Source organism: Tenacibaculum mesophilum (assembly GCF_003867075.1).
GTDB classification, from domain to species: domain Bacteria; phylum Bacteroidota; class Bacteroidia; order Flavobacteriales; family Flavobacteriaceae; genus Polaribacter; species Polaribacter mesophilus.
This window is the reverse complement of record NZ_CP032544.1, coordinates 649,412-670,419: the sequence shown is the minus strand read 5'-3', so window position 1 is coordinate 670,419 and position 21,008 is coordinate 649,412. Positions and strand designations below refer to the sequence as shown.

At 31.3% G+C, this 21,008-nt stretch carries 21 protein-coding genes; 10 read left to right on the top strand and 11 right to left on the bottom strand.

The features are described from left to right. Positions 1–7 precede the first annotated feature (7 nt). The 5 genes from D6200_RS03120 to D6200_RS03100 all read right to left on the bottom strand — a co-directional run bounded on the left by D6200_RS03120 (position 8) and on the right by D6200_RS03100 (position 5,886). Positions 8–1,432: a CCA tRNA nucleotidyltransferase gene (locus tag D6200_RS03120; protein WP_047788737.1), complete on the bottom strand. Its 1,425-nt coding sequence runs from the start codon at positions 1,430–1,432 to the stop codon at positions 8–10. Between the two features lie 34 nt (positions 1,433–1,466). Continuing rightward, positions 1,467–3,467, bottom strand: a complete 2,001-nt coding sequence (locus tag D6200_RS03115; protein WP_073183945.1) for an LTA synthase family protein — start codon at positions 3,465–3,467, stop codon at positions 1,467–1,469. 72 nt (positions 3,468–3,539) lie between these two features. Next, entirely contained in the window at positions 3,540–4,094 is a 555-nt protein-coding gene (locus D6200_RS03110) for an L-threonylcarbamoyladenylate synthase (RefSeq protein ID WP_073183943.1), read from the bottom strand. Between the two features lie 2 nt (positions 4,095–4,096). After that, a complete protein-coding gene (locus tag D6200_RS03105; RefSeq protein ID WP_073183941.1) occupies positions 4,097–5,062 on the bottom strand; it encodes a Stealth CR1 domain-containing protein in 966 nt (321 codons plus the stop codon). A gap of 8 nt (positions 5,063–5,070) precedes the next feature. Next, on the bottom strand, positions 5,071–5,886 hold the full coding sequence (locus D6200_RS03100; RefSeq protein WP_028891899.1) for a 2,3,4,5-tetrahydropyridine-2,6-dicarboxylate N-succinyltransferase: 816 nt from the start codon (positions 5,884–5,886) through the stop codon (positions 5,071–5,073). 120 nt (positions 5,887–6,006) lie between these two features. Between D6200_RS03100 and ruvX the strand changes: the two genes are divergently transcribed. The 9 genes from ruvX to D6200_RS03055 all read left to right on the top strand — a co-directional run bounded on the left by ruvX (position 6,007) and on the right by D6200_RS03055 (position 12,844). Beyond that, the gene (gene ruvX, locus D6200_RS03095; protein ID WP_047788732.1) at positions 6,007–6,417 is read left to right on the top strand and encodes a Holliday junction resolvase RuvX; all 411 of its coding nucleotides are present in this window, start codon (positions 6,007–6,009) and stop codon (positions 6,415–6,417) included. A 54-nt stretch (positions 6,418–6,471) separates the two neighbouring features. After that, positions 6,472–7,056 carry a peptide deformylase gene (def, locus tag D6200_RS03090; RefSeq protein WP_073183938.1) on the top strand — a complete coding sequence of 195 codons (585 nt, stop codon included), beginning with the start codon at positions 6,472–6,474 and terminating at the stop codon, positions 7,054–7,056. Positions 7,057–7,082: 26 nt separating this feature from the next. Further along, on the top strand, positions 7,083–7,505 hold the full coding sequence (locus tag D6200_RS03085; RefSeq protein ID WP_047788730.1) for a DUF5606 family protein: 423 nt from the start codon (positions 7,083–7,085) through the stop codon (positions 7,503–7,505). Between the two features lie 3 nt (positions 7,506–7,508). Next, positions 7,509–8,288 carry a nucleoside triphosphate pyrophosphohydrolase gene (gene mazG / locus D6200_RS03080; RefSeq protein WP_073183936.1) on the top strand — a complete coding sequence of 260 codons (780 nt, stop codon included), beginning with the start codon at positions 7,509–7,511 and terminating at the stop codon, positions 8,286–8,288. Positions 8,289–8,744: 456 nt separating this feature from the next. Continuing rightward, positions 8,745–9,479: a (S)-benzoin forming benzil reductase gene (locus D6200_RS03075; protein WP_073183934.1), complete on the top strand. Its 735-nt coding sequence runs from the start codon at positions 8,745–8,747 to the stop codon at positions 9,477–9,479. A 23-nt stretch (positions 9,480–9,502) separates the two neighbouring features. Beyond that, complete coding sequence (locus D6200_RS03070) at positions 9,503–10,135, top strand: hypothetical protein (protein ID WP_073183932.1); 633 nt, start codon at positions 9,503–9,505, stop codon at positions 10,133–10,135. 9 nt (positions 10,136–10,144) lie between these two features. Then, positions 10,145–10,738: an FEKKY domain-containing protein gene (locus D6200_RS03065; RefSeq protein ID WP_073183930.1), complete on the top strand. Its 594-nt coding sequence runs from the start codon at positions 10,145–10,147 to the stop codon at positions 10,736–10,738. 137 nt (positions 10,739–10,875) lie between these two features. Then, complete coding sequence (locus D6200_RS03060; protein WP_073183928.1) at positions 10,876–11,301, top strand: hypothetical protein; 426 nt, start codon at positions 10,876–10,878, stop codon at positions 11,299–11,301. A 145-nt stretch (positions 11,302–11,446) separates the two neighbouring features. Continuing rightward, positions 11,447–12,844, top strand: coding sequence for a gluzincin family metallopeptidase (locus tag D6200_RS03055; protein ID WP_073183926.1), 1,398 nt, complete (start codon positions 11,447–11,449; stop codon positions 12,842–12,844). A 100-nt stretch (positions 12,845–12,944) separates the two neighbouring features. On the opposite strand, the gene priA is transcribed toward D6200_RS03055, so the two are convergent. The 4 genes from priA to D6200_RS03035 form a co-directional block, all read right to left on the bottom strand. Continuing rightward, complete coding sequence (gene priA, locus D6200_RS03050) at positions 12,945–15,389, bottom strand: replication restart helicase PriA (protein WP_073183924.1); 2,445 nt, start codon at positions 15,387–15,389, stop codon at positions 12,945–12,947. Next, on the bottom strand, positions 15,389–16,099 hold the full coding sequence (locus tag D6200_RS03045; RefSeq protein ID WP_073183922.1) for a hypothetical protein: 711 nt from the start codon (positions 16,097–16,099) through the stop codon (positions 15,389–15,391). The genes priA and D6200_RS03045 overlap by 1 nt, the downstream gene beginning before the upstream one ends. A gap of 107 nt (positions 16,100–16,206) precedes the next feature. After that, the gene (locus D6200_RS03040; RefSeq protein WP_073183920.1) at positions 16,207–16,428 is read right to left on the bottom strand and encodes a VF530 family protein; all 222 of its coding nucleotides are present in this window, start codon (positions 16,426–16,428) and stop codon (positions 16,207–16,209) included. Between the two features lie 18 nt (positions 16,429–16,446). Continuing rightward, positions 16,447–16,992 (bottom strand): TlpA family protein disulfide reductase, encoded by a 546-nt coding sequence (locus tag D6200_RS03035; RefSeq protein ID WP_073183919.1) that lies wholly within the window; start codon positions 16,990–16,992, stop codon positions 16,447–16,449. Between the two features lie 300 nt (positions 16,993–17,292). Here D6200_RS03035 and gcvT point away from each other — a divergent pair, with 300 nt between their 5' ends. Then, a complete protein-coding gene (gene gcvT / locus D6200_RS03030; RefSeq protein WP_073183917.1) occupies positions 17,293–18,375 on the top strand; it encodes a glycine cleavage system aminomethyltransferase GcvT in 1,083 nt (360 codons plus the stop codon). A 260-nt stretch (positions 18,376–18,635) separates the two neighbouring features. Here the strand turns inward: gcvT and D6200_RS03025 are convergent, their stop codons facing one another. Together D6200_RS03025 and D6200_RS03020 are read right to left on the bottom strand one after the other, a co-directional pair. Then, on the bottom strand, positions 18,636–19,742 hold the full coding sequence (locus D6200_RS03025) for an efflux RND transporter periplasmic adaptor subunit (protein WP_047788721.1): 1,107 nt from the start codon (positions 19,740–19,742) through the stop codon (positions 18,636–18,638). Positions 19,743–19,763: 21 nt separating this feature from the next. Further along, on the bottom strand, positions 19,764–21,008 hold the full coding sequence (locus tag D6200_RS03020; protein ID WP_073183915.1) for an ABC transporter permease: 1,245 nt from the start codon (positions 21,006–21,008) through the stop codon (positions 19,764–19,766).

Here is a 21,008-nt window from a genome sequence, read left to right as displayed (position 1 = left end):
CTCTTTTTTATTGATTTGTTTTTAATCCTAACTGTACTCCTTTTTCCAACATAAACTGGTAAGAAGCCTCGTGTTCATTAGGTATTTTGCCATCTAAAATGGCTTCTTTAATAGCTTCTTTTATCTGACCTATTTCTCTACAAGGCTGCAAATTGAAAGCTTCCATTATTTCTTCTCCTGTAATTGGAGGTTGAAAATTACGCACTCTATCACGTTCTTCAACTTCTTTAATTTTTTGACGAACAATCTCAAAATTCTTGTGATAACGTTTAAATTTCTTTGGGTTTTTCGTTGTAATATCTGCTTCGCATAAAGTCATTAAAGACTCTACATCATCTCCTGCATCGAAAATTAAACGACGTACAGCAGAGTCTGTCACTTCACTCGCTAAAACAATCGGACGAGAGCTCAACATCACCATCTTTTGAACAAATTTCATCTTATTGTTCAATGGCATTTTTAAACGTTTAAATAACTTGTATACCATCTTCGATCCCACAAATTCATGAGAGTGGAACGTCCAACCTATTTTTTTGTGATAACGTTTCGTTGGCGCTTTACCAATATCGTGCAACAATGCTGCCCAACGAAGCCAAACATCCTCCGTATTCTCAGAAATATTATCAACTACTTCTAAGGTGTGGTAAAAATTATCTTTGTGCTTTTGTCCCTCTACTTCTTCTACCCCTTTTAAAGCAGTTAATTCAGGAATAATTAGATCTAATAAGCCTGTTTTTTCAAGTAACAAGAATCCAGTTGATGGAACTGGAGCTTCCAATATTTTATTCAGTTCAACCACAATGCGTTCACGAGTTATAATTTTAATTCTCGAAGAATTTTTTGTTATTGCATTTAATGATTGTTCTTCTATTTCAAAGTTCAATTGTGTAGCAAAACGAATGGCACGCATCATGCGTAGTGGATCGTCAGAATAGGTAATATCTGGATCTAACGGAGTTCTAATTATTTTAGCTTCCAAATCAGCCATTCCTCCGAAAGGATCAAGTAACAATCCGAAATCATCTTCATTTAAACTTAATGCTAAAGCATTAATTGTAAAATCTCTCCTATTTTGATCGTCTTCTAAAGTTCCTTCAGAAACTTTAGGGTTTCTACTTTCTTCTGAATATGATTCTTTTCTAGCCCCAACAAATTCTATTTCAATATCTTGAAAACGTAACATAGCTGTTCCGTAAGTCTTAAATACTTGAACCTTTGGCTTATTGGGTAGTAATTCAGCTACTTTTTGTGCTAAATCTATTCCACTTCCAACTGCAACCACATCAACATCTTTGGCTGTACCACGTTGTAAGATAAAGTCACGTACAAAGCCACCAATTACATAACTCTCTAATTGCAATTCTTTGGCTGCTTGAGATATATATTGAAATATTTCTGCAGAAATGGCTTCTTTAAAATATTGTTTTTGCATATACTACGCTGTAATAACCTTATATTATATTGTGTTATTTCTTTTTATTTTTATAATACAAATACTTTGTACTATGATAAAAACCATTTAATAAACTATCCATTTCTTTTGTTTTAGTAGGATATTCTTTACTAATATCATCTAAACTATTGGTGTTTAAATTAATGAGTTTCGATTTTTTATTAAATACTGTTTGATAAAAGTATAAAGAGTCTTGAATAACTCCTGAAGCAGGTTCTCCATCAATATCTCTATAAATAAAAGAAAAATGGTTTGTCCTCGTAGAGTCTAAAGCATTAATACCTAAAGTATAATTTATATGATTTATTTTAGCTAGGGACATTACAGTAGGTACAACGTCTACTAAATGAGTATTTCTTGTAATTTTTTGTGTTTTTACCAATTTAGGAGCATGGATAAAAAAAGGTGTATTATGCCTTAAAATACCTAGTTTATCTTCTGTAGGTTTATAATAATTAATATCTTTCATTCCTCCTTGATGATCTCCAAAAAACACAAAAATTGTATTGTCAAAATATCCACTTTTTTGTGCTCTTTCTAAGAATCGTTTAATATTAAAATCTAAATAACGAATAGCATTTAACTGTGCTAAACTTCGGTATGCTGATTTATTTAATAATTCTTCATCTATTTCCTTTTCATGTATAGGTCGGTAGGTGTCCTTTACCTCTGGTACTGTAAAAGGCATATGATTTGTAGCTGTTTGTATGTAAGCTACAAATGGGATATTTTTATTGTGTAATTTTTGAAGTTCTTTATCTGATTCTTTAAACAAATCATAATCATCAATACCCCAAACATCTGCTCTATTTTCTTCTTCATAACTACCTTCTTCAAATATCTTTAAATCTTTTATATTAGATTGAAAAACAGCTCTAATATTAGCCCAATTAGCACTACCTCCTAAAAAATACAACTTTTCATAACCTTTAAATTGGTCAAATAATATACGTTGATCAATAATCATAGGGTTTCTTGAAGCTGATTTTATATTGTCTACATCTGGTAAACCAGTTACACTAGAAAATACACTACCTGCTGTGGTAGATTTATGTACATAATGGTTAGTAAAATTAATACTATTATCCAAAAGGCTATCCAATACAGGAGTACTATTTGCAGGATTTCCATAGTAACTCAATGCTCCATTCCCTGTTGATTCTAACATAACAAAAACAATATTAGGTTTTTTTTGATGCTTAATAGAATCGTTATAGCTTATTTTTCTTGTAAAGTTTAACGTGTCTGAATTTATACCTAAATGTTTGTTTGTTATTTTTATATATTCTTTTGTCTTTTCTAAATCAAAACCTTCAGACCTAAATTTAAAACTATCAAAAAAATATAATACTGGGTTAAGTGCAAACTGATTGATTTTTTTATCTTTTGAAAAAAAAGCTTCACTCCAACGTAATGGATAATGTTTTAAACTACCATAACCTCCTAAGCTTAATAGCAATACTGCTAAAACTCCAAAAACAATTCGATTTTTTTTAGGTGATATAAAATCTATCTTTTTGAAAATCGAGTAGATTATTTTATGGAGTTTTATCACTAAAAACAGAAATATAAGAATTCCTATTCCTCCTTTAAAAACAGGATAACTTTCCCAAAAAACTTTTGAAGAAATTCCTAAGTTTTCTAGGAAACGAAGTGCGTTTGCATTGACTCTTAAATTTAAATAACTAAAATGACCAAAATCAAACAAATAAAATACCAGAATTATAAAATATAATATAACACTATAATAAACGCTAAAAGATTTATACTTTTTATTTTCAAAGAAATTTTTAATGAAAAGATAACATAATGCCAAAGGCACATAAGAAAAAACTGCTAATCTTAAATCAAACCTAGCACCTAAAAAAAGAGCTTTACTAATATCATTAGCATCTACAGCTAGATTATTTATAAAAAAAACATAAAAAATAATTCTAAAAATAAAAAGCAATACAAATAGCACAAAAACATTTGTAAAGATGTATTTTAGATAATTCGGTATTTTAGCACTCATAAAGTAATATTAAGTTTGCAAAAATATAAACTTAATATCACAAAACACAGTATAAGGAAAATGATTATTAAACTATTTTCTTATTGTTATAATACTCCCTTTTTCTATTTTTAAAATTGTAGAAGCTTTTGTTGAAACCTTATCTATATTGACCTTTACAACAAAATCAACATTTTGTTTTATTTCTTCACTTATTTCTAAAAATGATTTTGGCGTAGGCTCTCCACTTACATTTGCAGAAGTAGAAACAATAGGTTTTCCAAATTCTCTAATTAACTGAATACAAAACTCGTCCTTTGGAATACGAATAGCAATTGTATTATCAACTGCAATCGTATTGGGAGCTAAACCTTTTGGACTATTATAAATAATAGTAGTTGGTTTTTCTGATGTCTTTAAAATTTCAAAAGCTTTTTCAGGGATGTTTTCTATATAATTTTGCAACATTTCAATAGAGTCTACCAAAATGATAAGGCTCTTCGATTCTTCCCTGTTTTTTAATTTATAAACCTTTTTTACAGCTTCTTCATTTGTAGCATCACAACCTACTCCCCAAACTGTATCGGTTGGATAAAGAATTGTACTTCCTTTTTTTAAAAAAAATAATATTTCTGATATTCTATTCAAAGCTATTTAAATTTCAATTCAAACCAATTTAAAATAAAGTTGAGCTTACTCTTAGAAGCTTGATCTAGACTTTGAAGACATAAAAATAGCTTGTCTTTATTTTTTGATTTTATTAACACCTTATACTTTAACCAAAGAATCGGTTTTTTAAAATTCTGTATATATATAAGTTGATAATCTTTCAATAACTCACTTGAACTGTTTTTAATCTCTAAGTGATTAACCAAAGACTCTATTAAGAACTGGGAAGGGTGTCTAAATCGATGTTTAATATTATTTATAAATTCATTTTGATTTTCTTTAAAATATTCTTCAAAAGTAGATTTTCTCATAGGCATAGGAACATGATGTAGCTTATAATACTTTTTAAATCCTAACTTTTTTGCTATGATTTGTTGAGCTTTAAAATGTCCTGCGAAATTTTCTTTTTTTGGTTTACCTATTAACTTTAAAAAAGATCTATACACTTTTTTATGTAATATATTTTCATCAAAAGATTTCCATTCCCCTCTTAACCTAGGTACATTATTTTTGAAATAATCTTCAGGAGATGTTTTATTTATTAAAAAAAAATCATCGCACATACATATAAAATGTTCAGATAAACCTGGAATTTTATATAGCATGCTTGCTATTGCTCTAGAATTAAATGTTGGTAAATATTCTTCATACCCTTTAAAGACATCTGTATGATCAACCATTTTAACCTTCTTGTACAAACTATTTCTCTGTTCTTTATCTAACAAAAATTTAGGTACTTGATTATCTGTAAGTATAAAAATATTCCTTACAAAACTTGCATTTTTAATTACAGATTTAACAGCAAACTCAATTTCATCTACTTGATTATATCTAGATTTTATTTCTTTACTCGAAAGCTCTTTCTTTGCATTTAAATAAGTGTTCATCTTATTCCTATGCTTAGGATCACTTCCATCAACCCACATAAAAACTACATCTATTTCCATATACGTTCTTAAACCGCTACATCATACTCTCTAAGAGCATCATTCAACGACGTTTTTTTGTTTGTACTCTCTTTACGTTTACCAATAATTAAAGCACAAGGAACTTGATATTCACCTGCAGCAAACTTCTTGGTGTAACTTCCAGGAATTACTACAGAACGTGCTGGTACTACTCCTTTCATTTCAACTGGTTCATCACCTGTTACATCAATAATTTTAGTACTCATTGTTAATACTACATTCGCACCTAAAACAGCCTCCTTCTCTACTCTAACTCCCTCAACAACAATACAACGAGAACCGATAAAAGCTCCGTCTTCAATAATTACTGGTGCTGCTTGTAAAGGCTCTAAAACCCCTCCAATTCCTACTCCACCAGATAAGTGTACGTTTTTACCAATTTGTGCACAAGAACCTACAGTTGCCCAAGTATCTACCATAGTTCCTTCATCAACATACGCTCCTATATTCACATAACTAGGCATTAAAATAGTTCCTGCTGAAATATAGGCTCCGTGACGAGCTACTGCATTTGGTACTACACGAATTCCTTTTGCTTCATAACCTCTTTTTAATGGAATTTTATCGTGATATTCAAAAATACCTGCCTCTAACGTTTCCATTTTTTGAATTGGGAAGTATAATACTACTGCTTTCTTTACCCATTCGTTTACCTGCCATCCATTGTCTGTTGGTTCAGCAACACGTAAATCTCCTGCATCTAATAAATCTACTACTTTTCTAATAGCATTAATCGTAGTTTCTTCCTTCAGTAAATCGCGGTTATCCCACGCTTTTTCTATAATTGATTGTAATTCTGTCATTTTTCTAAAATATTTTCAGCAAAAATAAAATTGCTTTCCATAATATACTGCGAAGATACATTTTTTAAACAGATATTTCTTCCTTGTTTAATTTAGCTACCTTTGCAAAAACTTAATAGAATGGGCAGGATATTAGCCATAGATTTTGGAAAAAAAAGAACAGGAATTGCGGTAACCGATGAGCTTCAAATTATTGCCTCAGGATTAACAACTGTGGATACCTCTAAACTTATTCCGTTTTTAAAAGATTACACACAAAAAGAAAATGTTGAACTTTTTTTAGTAGGAAAACCAAAGCAGATGGATAATTCTGATAGTGAAAGTGAAGTTCTTATTCTTCCTTTTCTCGAAAAACTTGAAAAAGCGATTCCTTCTATCCCTATAAAACGTGTAGATGAGCGTTTTACCTCTAAAATGGCTTTTCAAACTATGATTGATAGCGGTTTGAAGAAAAAACAACGTCAAAACAAAGCTTTGGTAGACGAAATAAGTGCGACAATCATCTTACAATCGTATTTATATAACAAATAATTTTCTACCCAAAGCATTCTTTGTATTTTTGCGTTCCTAAAAATTAAAAAGTAAATGATTTTACCCATTGTAGCATACGGAGATCCCGTTTTACGTAAAGTAGGAAAAGAAATCGATAAAGACTATCCGCAGTTAGACAAATTAATTGCCGATATGAGAGAAACTATGTACAATGCTAACGGACTTGGTTTAGCAGCTCCTCAAATAGGAAAAGACATTCGTTTGTTTGTTATTGATGCCTCTCCTTTTGCAGAAGATGACGATTTAAGTGAAGAGGAAAAAGAAGTTTTCAAAAACTTTAATCGCGTATTTATCAATGCTAAAATCATTAAAGAAGAAGGTGAGGAATGGGCTTTTAACGAAGGGTGTTTAAGTATACCTACTGTTAATGAAGATGTTTTTCGCCAAGAAAAAGTTACTATTGAATACCAAGATGAAAATTTTGAAAAACACACAGAAACGTTAAGCGGATTACCTGCACGTGTTTTTCAACATGAATACGATCATATTGAAGGAGTTTTGTTTACCGACAAACTTTCTTCACTAAAGAAACGATTAATTAAAAAGAAATTAGACAATATTTCTAAGGGGAAAGTAAACGCTGGATATCGCATGCGTTTTCCTAATGCTAAGAGATAATAGTTATACACTAAAAACATTAAGACATGGAATTTAACAAAATTATAGCTGTAACAGGTAAGCCAGGTTTGTATGAAATTTTATCACAAACTAAAACAGGAGTTATCGTAAAATCTATTGTTGACGGTAAACGTTTTCCTATTACTGCAACTCATAACGTAAGCTTATTAGAAAACATTGCTATTTACACGTACGAAGAAGAAGTGCCTTTAGCGCAAGTATTTAAAAATATTGCTGATAAAGAAGATGGTAAAGATGCAATTTCTCACAAAGAAAGTGCTAATAAATTAACGGAGTACTTCGGAGAAGTTTTACCTGGGTTTGATGAAGAACGTGTATACGCTTCAAACATTAAAAAAGTAATTCAGTGGTACAATATTTTAGCGAAAGCTGAATTTGATTTTAGTACGTTAACTGAAGCTGAAGAAACAACTACAGAAGAAGCTTAAATCGTGAATACTCGTAAGCAACAGTTAGCCGCCTTTAATCGTTTGTTAGACATCATGGACGATCTTCGTGAGAAGTGTCCGTGGGATAAAAAACAAACCTTACAAAGTCTGCGTCATTTAACTATTGAAGAAACTTACGAATTAGCAGATGCTATTTTAGACAACGATTTACAAGAAATAAAAAAAGAATTAGGCGATGTGCTTTTGCACATCGTCTTTTATGCTAAAATAGGTAGCGAAAAACAAGCTTTTGACATTGCTGACGTTGCCAACGCCATCTCAGACAAACTTATCGATCGTCATCCGCATATTTATGGTGATGTAGTTGTTGAAAACGAAGAAGACGTTAAGAAAAACTGGGAAAAGCTCAAACTAAAAGAAGGTAATAAATCGGTTTTAGAAGGTGTTCCTAAAAGTTTACCTGCGGTAGTAAAAGCCAATCGTATTCAAGATAAGGTTGCAGGTGTTGGTTTTGATTGGGAAGAACCACATCAAGTGTGGGAAAAGGTTCAAGAAGAGCTTTCTGAATTGAACGACGAAATTAAAAACAACAATCAAGAGAAAATAGAAAAAGAGTTTGGAGACGTGTTGTTCTCCATGATTAACTACGCACGTTTTATTGGGGTAAACCCCGAAAATGCACTGGAAAAAACCAACAAAAAATTCATCAATCGCTTTCAGTTTTTAGAAGAAGCTGCCAAAAAAGAAGGCAAGCAACTTTCTGACATGACCCTCGCTGAAATGGATGTGCATTGGGAGAATTCGAAAGAATTCTTCAAATAATCATAATTGGGAATAAAAACATTTTTAGTAGGCACTAAATACCACTTCTATTAGGCACTAAATGTCTTTTCCACTATGCACGAAAAGGCTTTTCCACTATACATATCAAGTTTAATAGTACTTTAGCTCGTTTCGAGTTAAGTTTAGGTTCAATGACCTCCCTACTATGATATTTCCTGTCATTCCGAACGCGAGAGAGGAATCTCAGCCAATGAAGTTCCAAGTACTCTTTGGAGTCACAAACAATCAACTATAAGATTTCGCAGTTGTACCTCCTTCGAAAGGACAACTAACAACCCAACCGTCATTGCGAGTGAGAACGAAGCAATCTTTGTATCCACTAAAAGATAGCCACGTCGTTATCACTCCTCGCTATAACGTTACTCGTCATTGCGACCGAAGGGAGAAATCTCACAATTTAGAGTACAACTACTAATATTTCCTTATTTTTATTCTATGAACATTATCATCATCACCGGAGGAAGTAAAGGAATCGGTAAAGCCTTAGCCGAAAAATATGCACAAGAAAATTACAGAGTATACTCACTATCCAGAAGCATTGTCGATTTGGAAAATGTGGTACAGCTTTCTGTAGATTTATCTGATACCAAAGCCACGCATAACACATTTAAAATGTTATTAGACGAAATTCAGAAATTGGAAGTTTCATCGATTACCTTGATGAATAATGCCGGAAGACTCGGTACCATAGCGAACCTAGAAAACATTCCTTCGGAAGATATTGCCAAAAGCATTCATTTGAATACCACTACTCCACTTATTTTATCCAGTTTGTTTATTGAAGCGACACAACAGTTGATGTGTAAAAAGCAGATTATTAGTATTTCATCTGGAGCAGCCGTAAAACCTTATGAAGGTTGGAGTATTTACTGTACGTCTAAAGCTGCGATTGATATGATGACCAAAACCATTGCTGCGGAACAAAACGAGCTTGAACATGGTGTAAAGTGTAATGCTATTTACCCTGGTGTGGTAGATACCAATATGCAAACTGATATTAGAAGTACCAATGAAAAAGATTTTAAAAACGTACAACGTTTTATCGATTTAAAAGAAAACGACCAGTTGTACACTCCTGAGTACGTTGCTGAAACCATTTTTACCATAGACACCCAAAACAAACTACAAAATGGGGATATTGTGGATATTCGGAATTTTGATAATGATTAGTTTCAATACTTAATTGAATAAATATGAAAAAGAATTTACTTATACTTTTTAGCACTATTTGTCTTTTTAGCTGTCAGAATTATGAAAGCGAAAAATATATTGAGAATGAGAATATAGCTATTAATGATCTTATCCTTGAAATGATAAAATTCGATGAAATAGTAAAACTTAATAATTGGGAGGATAAACAATTAAAACTTTATATTTTTTCTAAACTGGATACAAATACAGCTAATTCTGTTAAACCTAATGGATATGATACTGGAGCAAATGGAATTAGTTATTCTAAAGAGAAAATAAAGGAAAATAAAGAGAGGTTTGAAAATGAATTAGAAAAATTTGAGAAAGAAGAACGTTTATTTTACGACTTGAAAAAAGGAAAGATAAAAGAGCGAAACTTAGATTACAATTTCTCGAATGAAAAAATTGCCTTTGAATACATTAATCCTCAAAACATAAAAGACTTTAACCCCCAAAAAAATGAGTATGGTTACTTGGGCGTTTCAAGAATTATATTTAATTGGAATTACACTGTTGGTTATTTACATTACACCTTTTTTTGTGGAGATTTATGTGCTTGGAGCGACAATATTAAAATAGAAAAGATAAATGGGAAGTGGAAGATAGTCGAACGCTATTCTGGAGGAATTTCTTAAAAATGAAATATGAAAAAGAAAATAAAATTGCTAACAATTAGTCTTCTAGCGTTTATAACTATAGGACATTCACAATCAAACGATACAATAAGAGGGAAAATTATTTCTTCTATCACTCGCAAAAAACCAGTAGGAGAAATAGTTATCTCTGAAAAAGGTAGTACTGATTTTATTAAAGCAGATAGCTTAGGCTATTTTAAATTTATAACCAAAAACAAAAAATCTGAATATCATTTAGTTATAATTGCAGGAGATTATGATGTTCAAGAATTTGTCTTTAAATCTAAATGGTTAAACTATAAAAGACCTAAACATATAGTTGTTAATGCTAAATGTAGACTGAATAAAGAGAAAGCCTCATCAGATTGGAAAGCTGGGAAAGCTAAGCTTTATTTAATGAGTGGAATTACCCCCATAGCTACTACTAAAAAAGATAAAAGATTTGAAAGAAAATATGGGCTTAAATATTACGATTTTGGTTGTGAAGCAAGACTACCTGAATGCTTAATTGATTACAATACAAGGGTTTTTAAAAATTTAGATTTAACATTTGGAAGGAAATGGAGAAAGAATGTAAGGAAAGAGGTTATTGGGTATCAATAACCATCCTTAACATAGACACCCAAAACAAACTACAAAATGGGGATATTGTGGATATTCGTGAGTTTTAAAAAGTATTTTACCAACAAAGACACAACAGGTATAATTATTAGGTGCATCTATAAAATGAAAAATACATATTGAAAAAAGAAATCAAATTAACTCCAATTTTAACACTTATCATACTAGCCATACTTTTTTCATTTATTTATGGTCTTAGAGCTTACCAAAAAAACAAACTGAATAAAGGAGCATTTATAACTTATGCTACAATTGAAAAACTTAAAGAAAATACGAGAAAAGGAAAATCAGGGAGGACAGATATAGTATATTTTTATTTTATAAAAAATGATAGTGCATTTCACAAGCTCAAACAAATACCTCCTAAAAGTATAAAGAAAAAAAAGTTAAAGCTTAATGAAACATTTAAAATTCGTGTCGCCAAATCAGACTATAATGTTTTTGAAATTGATTTTGATGAAAGAATAGATACAGTTATTAGAAAACAAGACTACAAAACACAGGTATATAATACATTTACACATCATAACATAATTGAACAATAAGTTTTCTTTAGAGAATTAGTTTGATTCTTAACCTAAATTCCAATACCTTTCGCTAACGTTGAATATAACTCATTGAATGGATTTATATTCTCAAGCGAATTATTGGCAGTTTTAAAACAAACTCCCTAGAATAATAAATTCTTATATGAAAAAAATCTTTTTAGTACTGACTATCATTTTATCATCAATTCAACTTCAAGCACAGGAGAAAGCCCCGATGATTACAGGAAAAGTAAACATTTCAATAAAAGAAGGAACATTTGAGTGTGATGTAACTTTAAGTGATATTCCTCATTTAAAAGATTATTTTATCAGACTTAATTCAGGAATGAATGTACTTCATTTTAGAAGTAAAGAACCTAATGACTTTTTGATTTATGCAAACAAATCCTGGTCAGACTCAACTTCTACAGGAGAGTCTTTAGCATATTATTTTGCTGGTAATGACGGGAAATTTCTACCCAAATCTTTACAAATAAAATATGTTGGTAAATTTCCGGTAGTGAATGATACCATTGAAAATTACAGCAGAAAAGATTGGAAGGGAAATATTGCTTTTAATCATAATTCTTTAAGAACTGACGGAGTTCAATCGGCTTGGTACCCTGTTCTTTATGATATAAAAAAAGATAAAGCTTTTGAAAAATTGAGATACGACATTAAAATTGTTTGTGAAGATTGCAATACAATTTATGTAAACGGAAGTTTACCTGTTAAAAAGCAGTCGACTCATTTTAAAAGTGAAATTCCACAAGAGTTAACACTTTTCTGTGGTAAATATGAATATTCCAATATTGATGAAACTTATATTTTGAATTCCGATTTTACCAACGAACAAATAAACGAATTTAGTTCTGTTATTAACGATTACAAGAAATTTTATGAATCCAAACTCAATATTCCGTATGAGCTAGCAACGGTTTTTGTAAATACTACACCAACGTCAATAAAAGACGGCTGGATGTTTGTATCATATCCAACAATTATGAGCATTGGTTGGCAAAATGGATTAGAGAAGGTTATAGAACCAGAATATCAAAATTTTTACCGTCCATTTATCGCTCACGAATTAGGTCATTTTTATTTCGGTACATATAAAGTATTTAATTCCGAACTCGGGGATATGATGAGTGAAGGTTTTGCAGAATATTTAGCTTTACAGCTAACTAAAAATAATATCGGAAAAGATGTTTATGAAGAAATGATAAATAAAAAGATTGAAAATTTACAAGAATTTAAAAAAGAAGCTATCCCTTTTAGCAAAATAAAATCACAATCAGAGTATTTAAACAGGCAGTTATACGTTTATAATTATGCACCGCTTATTTTTCTTGCTATCGAAAAAGAAATTGGAGAGAAGAAAATGTGGCAATGGTTAAATACTATTTTAAAAACTAAAACCACTTATACAAATTATGACTTTTTAACTACCACACTAAAATCAACAATTAATAACGACCAACTATATGAAAATATTAAATATTTGTATTTTGAAAGCAAGCAATCAATTGATAATGCCGAAAATAAAATTGTGGAAAAATAAAAACTGTCACTAGCAAGGGTTTAGCAAAATGGAGGGGTTTCGTCTAAATTGAAACTTTCAGTTTCGTAATCCGCAAAAGCCCCAGACGTTAGCAAACCTCTTAATAAGCATCCACATCTACAATAAAACGGATAGGTCTAAAATCTTTTACGGCTTCAAAGGTATTTTTAATTTTTTGTAGCTGTTCTTTGGTTTTTCCTAAGGATTGTTTTGGCGGAATTTTAATCACCAAATTTTTAATATACTGGTTTCTGATACGAGAAACCGCAGGTGCTGTAGGACCTAATACATTTTCATGAAATACATTTTGTAAGGCTTTGGCTAACCAGTTGATACCGTTATCAACACGCGTGTAATCTTTGTGTTTTAGGGTAATTTTTATCAAACGATAGTACGGCGGATAATGAAATTGCCAACGATCTTGTAACTGCTCTTTATACATTTCTGTATAATTATTAGTAGATACCTGCTGCAAAATTTGATGATATGGGTTGTAGGTTTGTATCGCTACATTCCCTTGTTTTTTGGTACGTCCTGCCCTACCCGATACTTGTACCATGAGCTGAAAAGCACGCTCATGAGCTCTAAAATCAGGAAAGTTGAGCATAGAATCTGCATTTAAGATTCCTACCAACGATACATTTTCAAAATCCAATCCTTTAGAAAGCATTTGCGTTCCTACCAAAATATCAATTTCTTGTGCTTCAAAAGCCCCAATAATTTTTTGATACCCATATTTACCACGCGTGGTATCCAAGTCCATTCGTCCAATGTTATGATTTGGAAATAACTCTTTGAGTTCTAATTCTATTTGCTCCGTTCCAAAACCTTTGGTATCTAAGGTAGCACTTCCACAAGCTCCACAGCTATTCGGCATTGCACGTTGGTAATGGCAATAATGACATTTTAACTCTTTACGGAATTTATGATAGGTTAAACTCACATCACAATTCGGACATTGAGGAGAAACTCCACAAGTAGTACACTCTACCACAGGCGAAAACCCACGTCGGTTTTGAAATAAAATAACCTGTTCTTTTTCGTCTAAAGCTTCGGTAATCATTTTTAATAAACGATCCGAAAAATGACCGTTCATTTCCTTTTTTCGATGCTTTTCTTTAATGTCTATCAATTCAATTTTTGGCAATTGAATGTTTCCAAAACGACGCGTTAATTCTATAAATCCGTATTTGTTTTGCTTAGCATTAAAATAACTCTCTATTGATGGTGTTGCAGAACCTAACAATACTTTTGCTTGGTGCAAATGACCTAATACTACCGAAGCATCGCGTGCGTTGTAACGTGGTGACGGTTCAAATTGCTTGTACGACGTTTCGTGTTCTTCATCCACTACAATTAATCCTAAGTTTGAAAATGGTAAAAACAACGAAGAACGCGCTCCTAAAATAACCTGCGCTTTCGGTTTGTTTTCTAACACGTTATTCCACACCTCTACCCGTTCGTTCATCGAATATTTAGAGTGGAATACCGAAATAAAGTTTCCAAAATAATTTTGTAAACGGGTGATGATTTGGGTTGTTAAAGCGATTTCTGGTAGTAAAAACAATACCTGTTTTCCTTCAGCAATCACTTCTTTAATTAGTTTTACATAAATTTCTGTCTTACCTGAGCCTGTAACCCCGTGTAATAAACTTACCTGTTGTGTTTCAAAAGAAGTTTTTATTTGATTGAAGGCTTCTTGTTGAAACTCATTCAATTCTTTTATCTGATTCGTTTCTCCTTGATAGTTAATTCGATCGGTTTGAATATGATAAAATTCAAAAATATCTTTCTCTACCAAGGCTTTTAAAACTGCGGAAGAAGCTCCCGACTGCTCTTCTAAATCTTTTGCTTTTATAGGCTTTTTAGCCGCTGCTAACTGAAAATACGTCAGTACCGCTTCTCGTTGCTTTTTAGCTCTTGAAAGTTCTTCTAAAAGCGTTTGTAAGCCTTCATTTGAGTTATAGTTGTTATGTAACCGAACATACTTAACCAGTTTAGGTTTGTATGTTTCGTAAATTTCTTCTTTAATGTAAATCGCACTCTTCTCTATTAACCCATTAATGATAGGAAGTACGGTTTTCTTTCCTAAAATATCAGCAACTTGATGAATGGTTAACTGTGAATGATGTTGTAAGGCTTCAAAAATTAAAAACTCTTCATCAGTTAGTATTGCTTCCTCTTCAAAGTTTTCATTTTTATAGATGATGGTTTCACTTTCTAACAGAAAAGCGGATGGTAAAGCTGCTCTATATACATCGCCTAACGAGCACATATAATAGCTCGAAATCCATTGCCAATGTTTTAACTGTTGTTCCGTTATAATAGGCGTATCATCTAATATTTGATGAATGTCTTTGGCTTCGTATACTTCGGGTGCATTTTGGTGAATGTTAAACACCAATGCGGTATATATCTTACTTTTTCCGAAAGAAACCGCTACACGCATTCCTTTTTTTAAGAAAGAAGCTTCTGCTTCGGTTACCGTATAGGTAAACGTTTTTTGCAACGGAATGGGTAATATGACGTCGATGAAATATGGCATTATTCTACTATTTCTAATGGAGCTGGTGGTGGGGGTGGCGGAAACTCTATTAAATTACCCTTCTTATCAAACAATCTGAAGTCTTTTTCCAATAATATTTGAAGAGGATATACTCTCTTTAAAGAATCTATATTTTTCTTTTGAAAACTATTAATAAAATTAAAATATGATACTGATATAGTATTCAATGCTTTATATACTCTTTCTTTAGATTTTTTAGTTAAATCGCGATACCTAAATAGTATTATACTTCTATCTGGACTATCAGAATATCCATAATCTTTTCCCCAATTTAACAACTGTTTATTTAAATACTTTTCAAAATTTTTAACACTAAGAACTTTTTCATCTTCATGAAAAAAAAGTGTTTTTTCTTCTTTAAAGTCGCCTTCCAATACAATTATATTTTTTTCTTTAATACAAAAAGTTGGCAAATGACACTTTATAAAAAAATTAATATTTAGGGGTATATCATTATTTTGTGTTCTTACATACTGTTTCTTGTGAGTAATCTCCTCATAATACTCGCATTTTTCTATATAGTTTTTGAAACTAATAATTGTATCTAAATCAAAAACAAAAGTTGAGTCTGTATTTTTCTGTGTAGGAAAAACATCTTTCATAGTTAAGGCTTGTTCCTTTACTGTTTTGGAACAAGAAATAATTAGCAGAAATAAAACAGGAAGTATGTAAAAAGTGGGTTTCTTCATCTAATATCAAAACTACACAAAAATGAGTAGACTATAAATACTAAGTTTGTGTATTTAACCTTTAGCTTGTACGGTATTTTATACTAAACTCTAAAGGGTTGTTTGATTTAATTACTTATCATTTCTAAGTACAACCTTTCTACTTTAGCTCTCGCCCAAGGTGTTATTCTTAAAAATTTTAAACTAGAGGTATAGGTTGGATTCTTTTTAAAGGCATTTATATTCAACATCTCTCCCATTTCTTCCCAACCATATTCCAAGTATAATTCTTCTAACATGGTGGCTAGTTTTATTCCGTGAAGCGGATTGTTTGGTTGTTCTTGACTCATGCTACAAAGGTAAATATTCTATTGTAGTAATTCGTCTAACAAAATTCTAAATTTATCACTATTCCAATCGGCAGGTCCTTTTTTATCTACGACAATAGTTCCGTTTTTATCAATTATAAACGTCGCAGGAATTGAATTGCTTACTAGTTGATCTGGTACTTTTGATAAAATGTTATACGTTGGTAAATCATACCCTTTGTCTTTATAAAAAGCCTCAATAGTCGTCCAGTCTTCGTTACTCACAAATACAAATTCAACCTTGTCTTTATAATCGTCATATAACTTTTGAATACTTGGCATTTCGGCAATACAAGGTGGACACCAAGTTGCCCAAAAATTTACAAAAACTACTTTATTCTTAGTTTCATTAAAATCTATATTCGAAGTATTTAAGCCTTTAAGATTCCAATTGTAGTCGTTTAACATTTCTCTTTTTTCTTCAGTAATAGTTGAAGGAGAAAACGAAACTAACCTAATAAAATAAATTTTAGTTGGTGGGTATAATAATAGGCCAATTATTATAACAAATGCAATGTTTAAGATTGTTTTTTTGTTCAGCTTCATTAAGTTTATCCTTTGATTCAGGTTGTCGTTTCAAACGTTAAGAAATTACAACAACTTTTTCTTTTAATTTTTCATCAAATCTAATATTCTTAGCTAAAACAAAGAAAATATTAACAAACATTTGGGTAATATACTCTTACATATTACTCAGATTCAACTGTATTGTTTGCTAATTTTTCAATACTTTAGCATCACTTTTTTAAACAAACAATACACAATAATAAAACCAACATGAATAAAATAATGTTTACTCATTATTTTATTCGTTAAAAGGTTACAAAAACAATAAAAAACAAACACATGAAAAATACAGCTTTATCACATGTACATGAGGCTTTGGGAGCAAAAATGGTTCCTTTTGCAGGTTATAATATGCCTGTACAATACGAAGGAGTAACTGCTGAACACGAAACTGTTAGAAAAGGAGTTGGTGTTTTTGATGTAAGCCATATGGGAGAGTTCTTTTTAAAAGGAGAAAACGCTTTGGCTTTAATTCAAAAAATATCTTCTAACGACGCTTCTAAATTAGTTCCTGGAAAAGCACAGTACAGCTGTATGCCGAATGCTGATGGAGGAATTGTAGATGATTTAATTATTTACATGATTGCTGAAAATGAGTATATGTTGGTAGTAAACGCTTCTAATATTGAAAAAGATTGGAACTGGATTTCTCAACACAACGATTTGAATGTTGAAATGGAAAATCGTTCTGAAGATTGGTCGTTATTGGCTATTCAAGGTCCTAAAGCTGCAGAAGCAATGCAATCGTTAACTTCAGTTGATTTATCGAATATTAAATTCTATACTTTTGAAATCACTGATTTTGCTGGAATTCCGAATGTAGTAGTTTCTGCTACTGGATATACTGGTTCTGGTGGATTTGAAGTATATGTAAAAAATGAAGATGTTGAACAACTTTGGAACAAGGTTTTTGAAGCTGGTAAAGATTGGGGAATTAAGCCTATTGGGTTGGCTGCTCGTGATACTTTACGTTTAGAAATGGGATATTGCTTATATGGTAACGATATTGATGATACGACCTCTCCTTTAGAAGCTGGCTTAGGATGGATTACTAAGTTTACGAAAGACTTTGTAAATGCTGAAGCTTTAAAAGCTCAAAAAGAAGCGGGTGTTACTCGTAAATTAGTTGCATTTGAATTAACTGAGCGTGGTGTTCCTCGTCATGATTACGAAATTGTTGATACCGATGGAAACAATATTGGTCGTGTTACTTCAGGAACGATGAGTCCGTCATTAGGTAAAGGAATTGGATTAGGATATGTTACTATTGAAAACTCTAAAGTTGATAGTGATATTTTTATCCAAGTTCGTAAAAAACAAATTCCTGCTAAAGTAGTGAAGTTACCTTTTTATAAAGGTTAATAATATTTCTTAAAAAAAAAGCAGCTTTTAAAAGCTGCTTTTACCCCTTAAAGAATAATTTAATTTTCCCCAAAAAATTAAATTAAATGCTCATTTTTACTTTGAGCACTTCAAATATCTAGAACAAAAAAGCCTTTTTAGTTTTAACTTCCTTAAATGACGCCTTTTTAGATATGAGTGTGTTATTTTATTCCTTAAAAGTAAAAAAGCAGCTCCTAAAAGAACTGCTTTAACACTGTAAATCAATAATTTAAATATTATTAATCTTTTTTCTCATCGTCTTTTGATGCTTTGTTCCAGATTTTAATTTCATCAGAAGCAGTAACTCCTTCTAAAACTTCAATATTTACTCCGTCTGAAACTCCTAGTTTTAACTCACGCTTTTCAAACTCCTCATCTCCCTTTTTTATTTCTACATAAGGCTCTTCTGTTTTCTTATCAAAACGTAATAACGATTCTTTAATAGATAAAACACTATCTTTTTTCTCTAATACTATATCTGCATTTGCACTGTACCCTGCTCTTACAAAATAATTATCATCAAGTTTTACATCTGCTTTAATTTTAAACTGTACAGCACCATTTTCTTCTGTTCCTTTTGGCGCTATAAAGTTTAATATTGCAGGGAACTTTTTATTTTCAATAGCTCCTAATGAAACTTCAATGTTTGATCCTTTTACTAATTTTCCTACTTCTGATTCATCTACTTTACCTTCAAAAATCATTTTCTCCATATCAGCTATTGTTGCTATGGTTGTACCTTCATTAAAGTTATTTGATTGAATAACTTGATATCCTTTTTTTACAGGAATTTCTACAACCATACCAGAGGTTGTCGCTCTAATATTTGTATTAGCTCCGGCAGAACCTACAGACCCTTTCTTAATTATTTGATAATCGTTTTGAGCATTTCTTAAGTCATTTTTTGCTTGATTGTATGATAATTGCGATGCTTCAAAATCTTGACTAGAAATTACGCCTTTGTCGAATAAGTTTTTATTTCTATCATATTGCGTTTTTGCATTGTTTAGTCTAATTTGTATAGAGTTAATCATTCCTCTGGCACTTTGTAACGATTGTTCGTTAGGTACTACTCTTACCGTTGCTAACAAATCACCTGCTTTCACTATTGCTCCTTCTTCAACAACTATTTTATCTATAATTCCTGCTATTTGAGGTTTTATTTCAACTTCTTCTAAAGGAACAACTTTTCCTGTAGCTACTGCTTTTTTAACAATTGTAGTTCTGAATGGTTTCTCTGTTTCATAGGTTACCACACTTTTTTGATTTTTCTTTCCTAACCAAATTAGGATGACTACAAATAATAGTGCTACTATTCCTAAGATAATTTTTGCTCTTTTGCTCATGATTAATTGATTATTTCTTTTTTATTCTTCTCTTAATGCTTCGATTGGTTTTACTACTGTTGCCATATATGCTGGTATTAATCCTATTAAAGTTCCTAAAATTACTAGGATTGAAAAGGCTAGCATTACTATGGGTATATTTACGGTTGGATTTACTAATGTTGGATCGTCTCCTCCTCCTACTAAAAGATCTAATAGGAATAGAACAAGTCCTCCAAAAATAATTCCTAGCATTCCTGCCACAGTGGTTAAAAACACTGACTCTAATACTATTTGTCTTTTAATACTTATTGGAGTTGCTCCTAAAGCTCGTCTAATTCCAATTTCTTTCGTACGCTCTTTTACGGTAATTAATAAAATGTTACCAATGGCAAAAACTCCTGCTATTAAGGTTGCAATCCCAACAAACCATGTTAAAAACTGCATTCCTGTTAAAAAGCCCATTAATTTATCTATTTGGTCTCCTAAATTTACACTTCCAAAAGCTCTTTTATCTTCTGGGTGTACTTTATGCAAGTTTTTTAAGGTTAACAAAATATCTTTTTCCATCTGCTTGATATCTACTCCTTCATTAGCTGTAATCATCATCCAATCTACTTTATTAGATGTGTTGTATACTTTTTGAAAGGTTGTAAATGGAATGTAAGCTGTATCTCCATCAATATCTATAGTATTTGAAGGTTTATATACACCTACAACTTTGTAATTAACGTTACTAATTTTTACATACTGCCCAATAGGTACTTCTTTTTTATCAAAGAGTTGTTTGTACATATCTTCAGAAATAACACAAACTTTAGAGTTGTTCTTTATATCATTCTGATTGAGAAATCTTCCGTAGATTAAATCCTTCTTTTGTACACGATCTAAAACGGGATAATCTCCACTAACCTGAAAATCACCTGATTTAAAATCTTTAACAACAGTACCATTAGTTTGATTTCTAGGCGCCAATAACTTTATTTCATTACTATATTCTTTTTCAAGAACTTCAATATCTTTAAATGTTAAATCAAATCTTCTTCCTTTTTGAAACCCTTTAAAAGGCGTATCTGTTCTCTGTGTCCATAAAAAAACACTGTTGGTAGCAAAATCTCCAAAAATTCTTTTAAAGTTATTTTCCATACCACGAGCAGCGCCTAACAAGACTACTAATATGAAAATTCCCCATAGTACCCCTACAATAGTAATACCTGTTCTTAATTTATTTTTACGAATACTTCCGTAAATTTCTTGCCAAGTGTCTGAATCAAATAAAAACTTCAT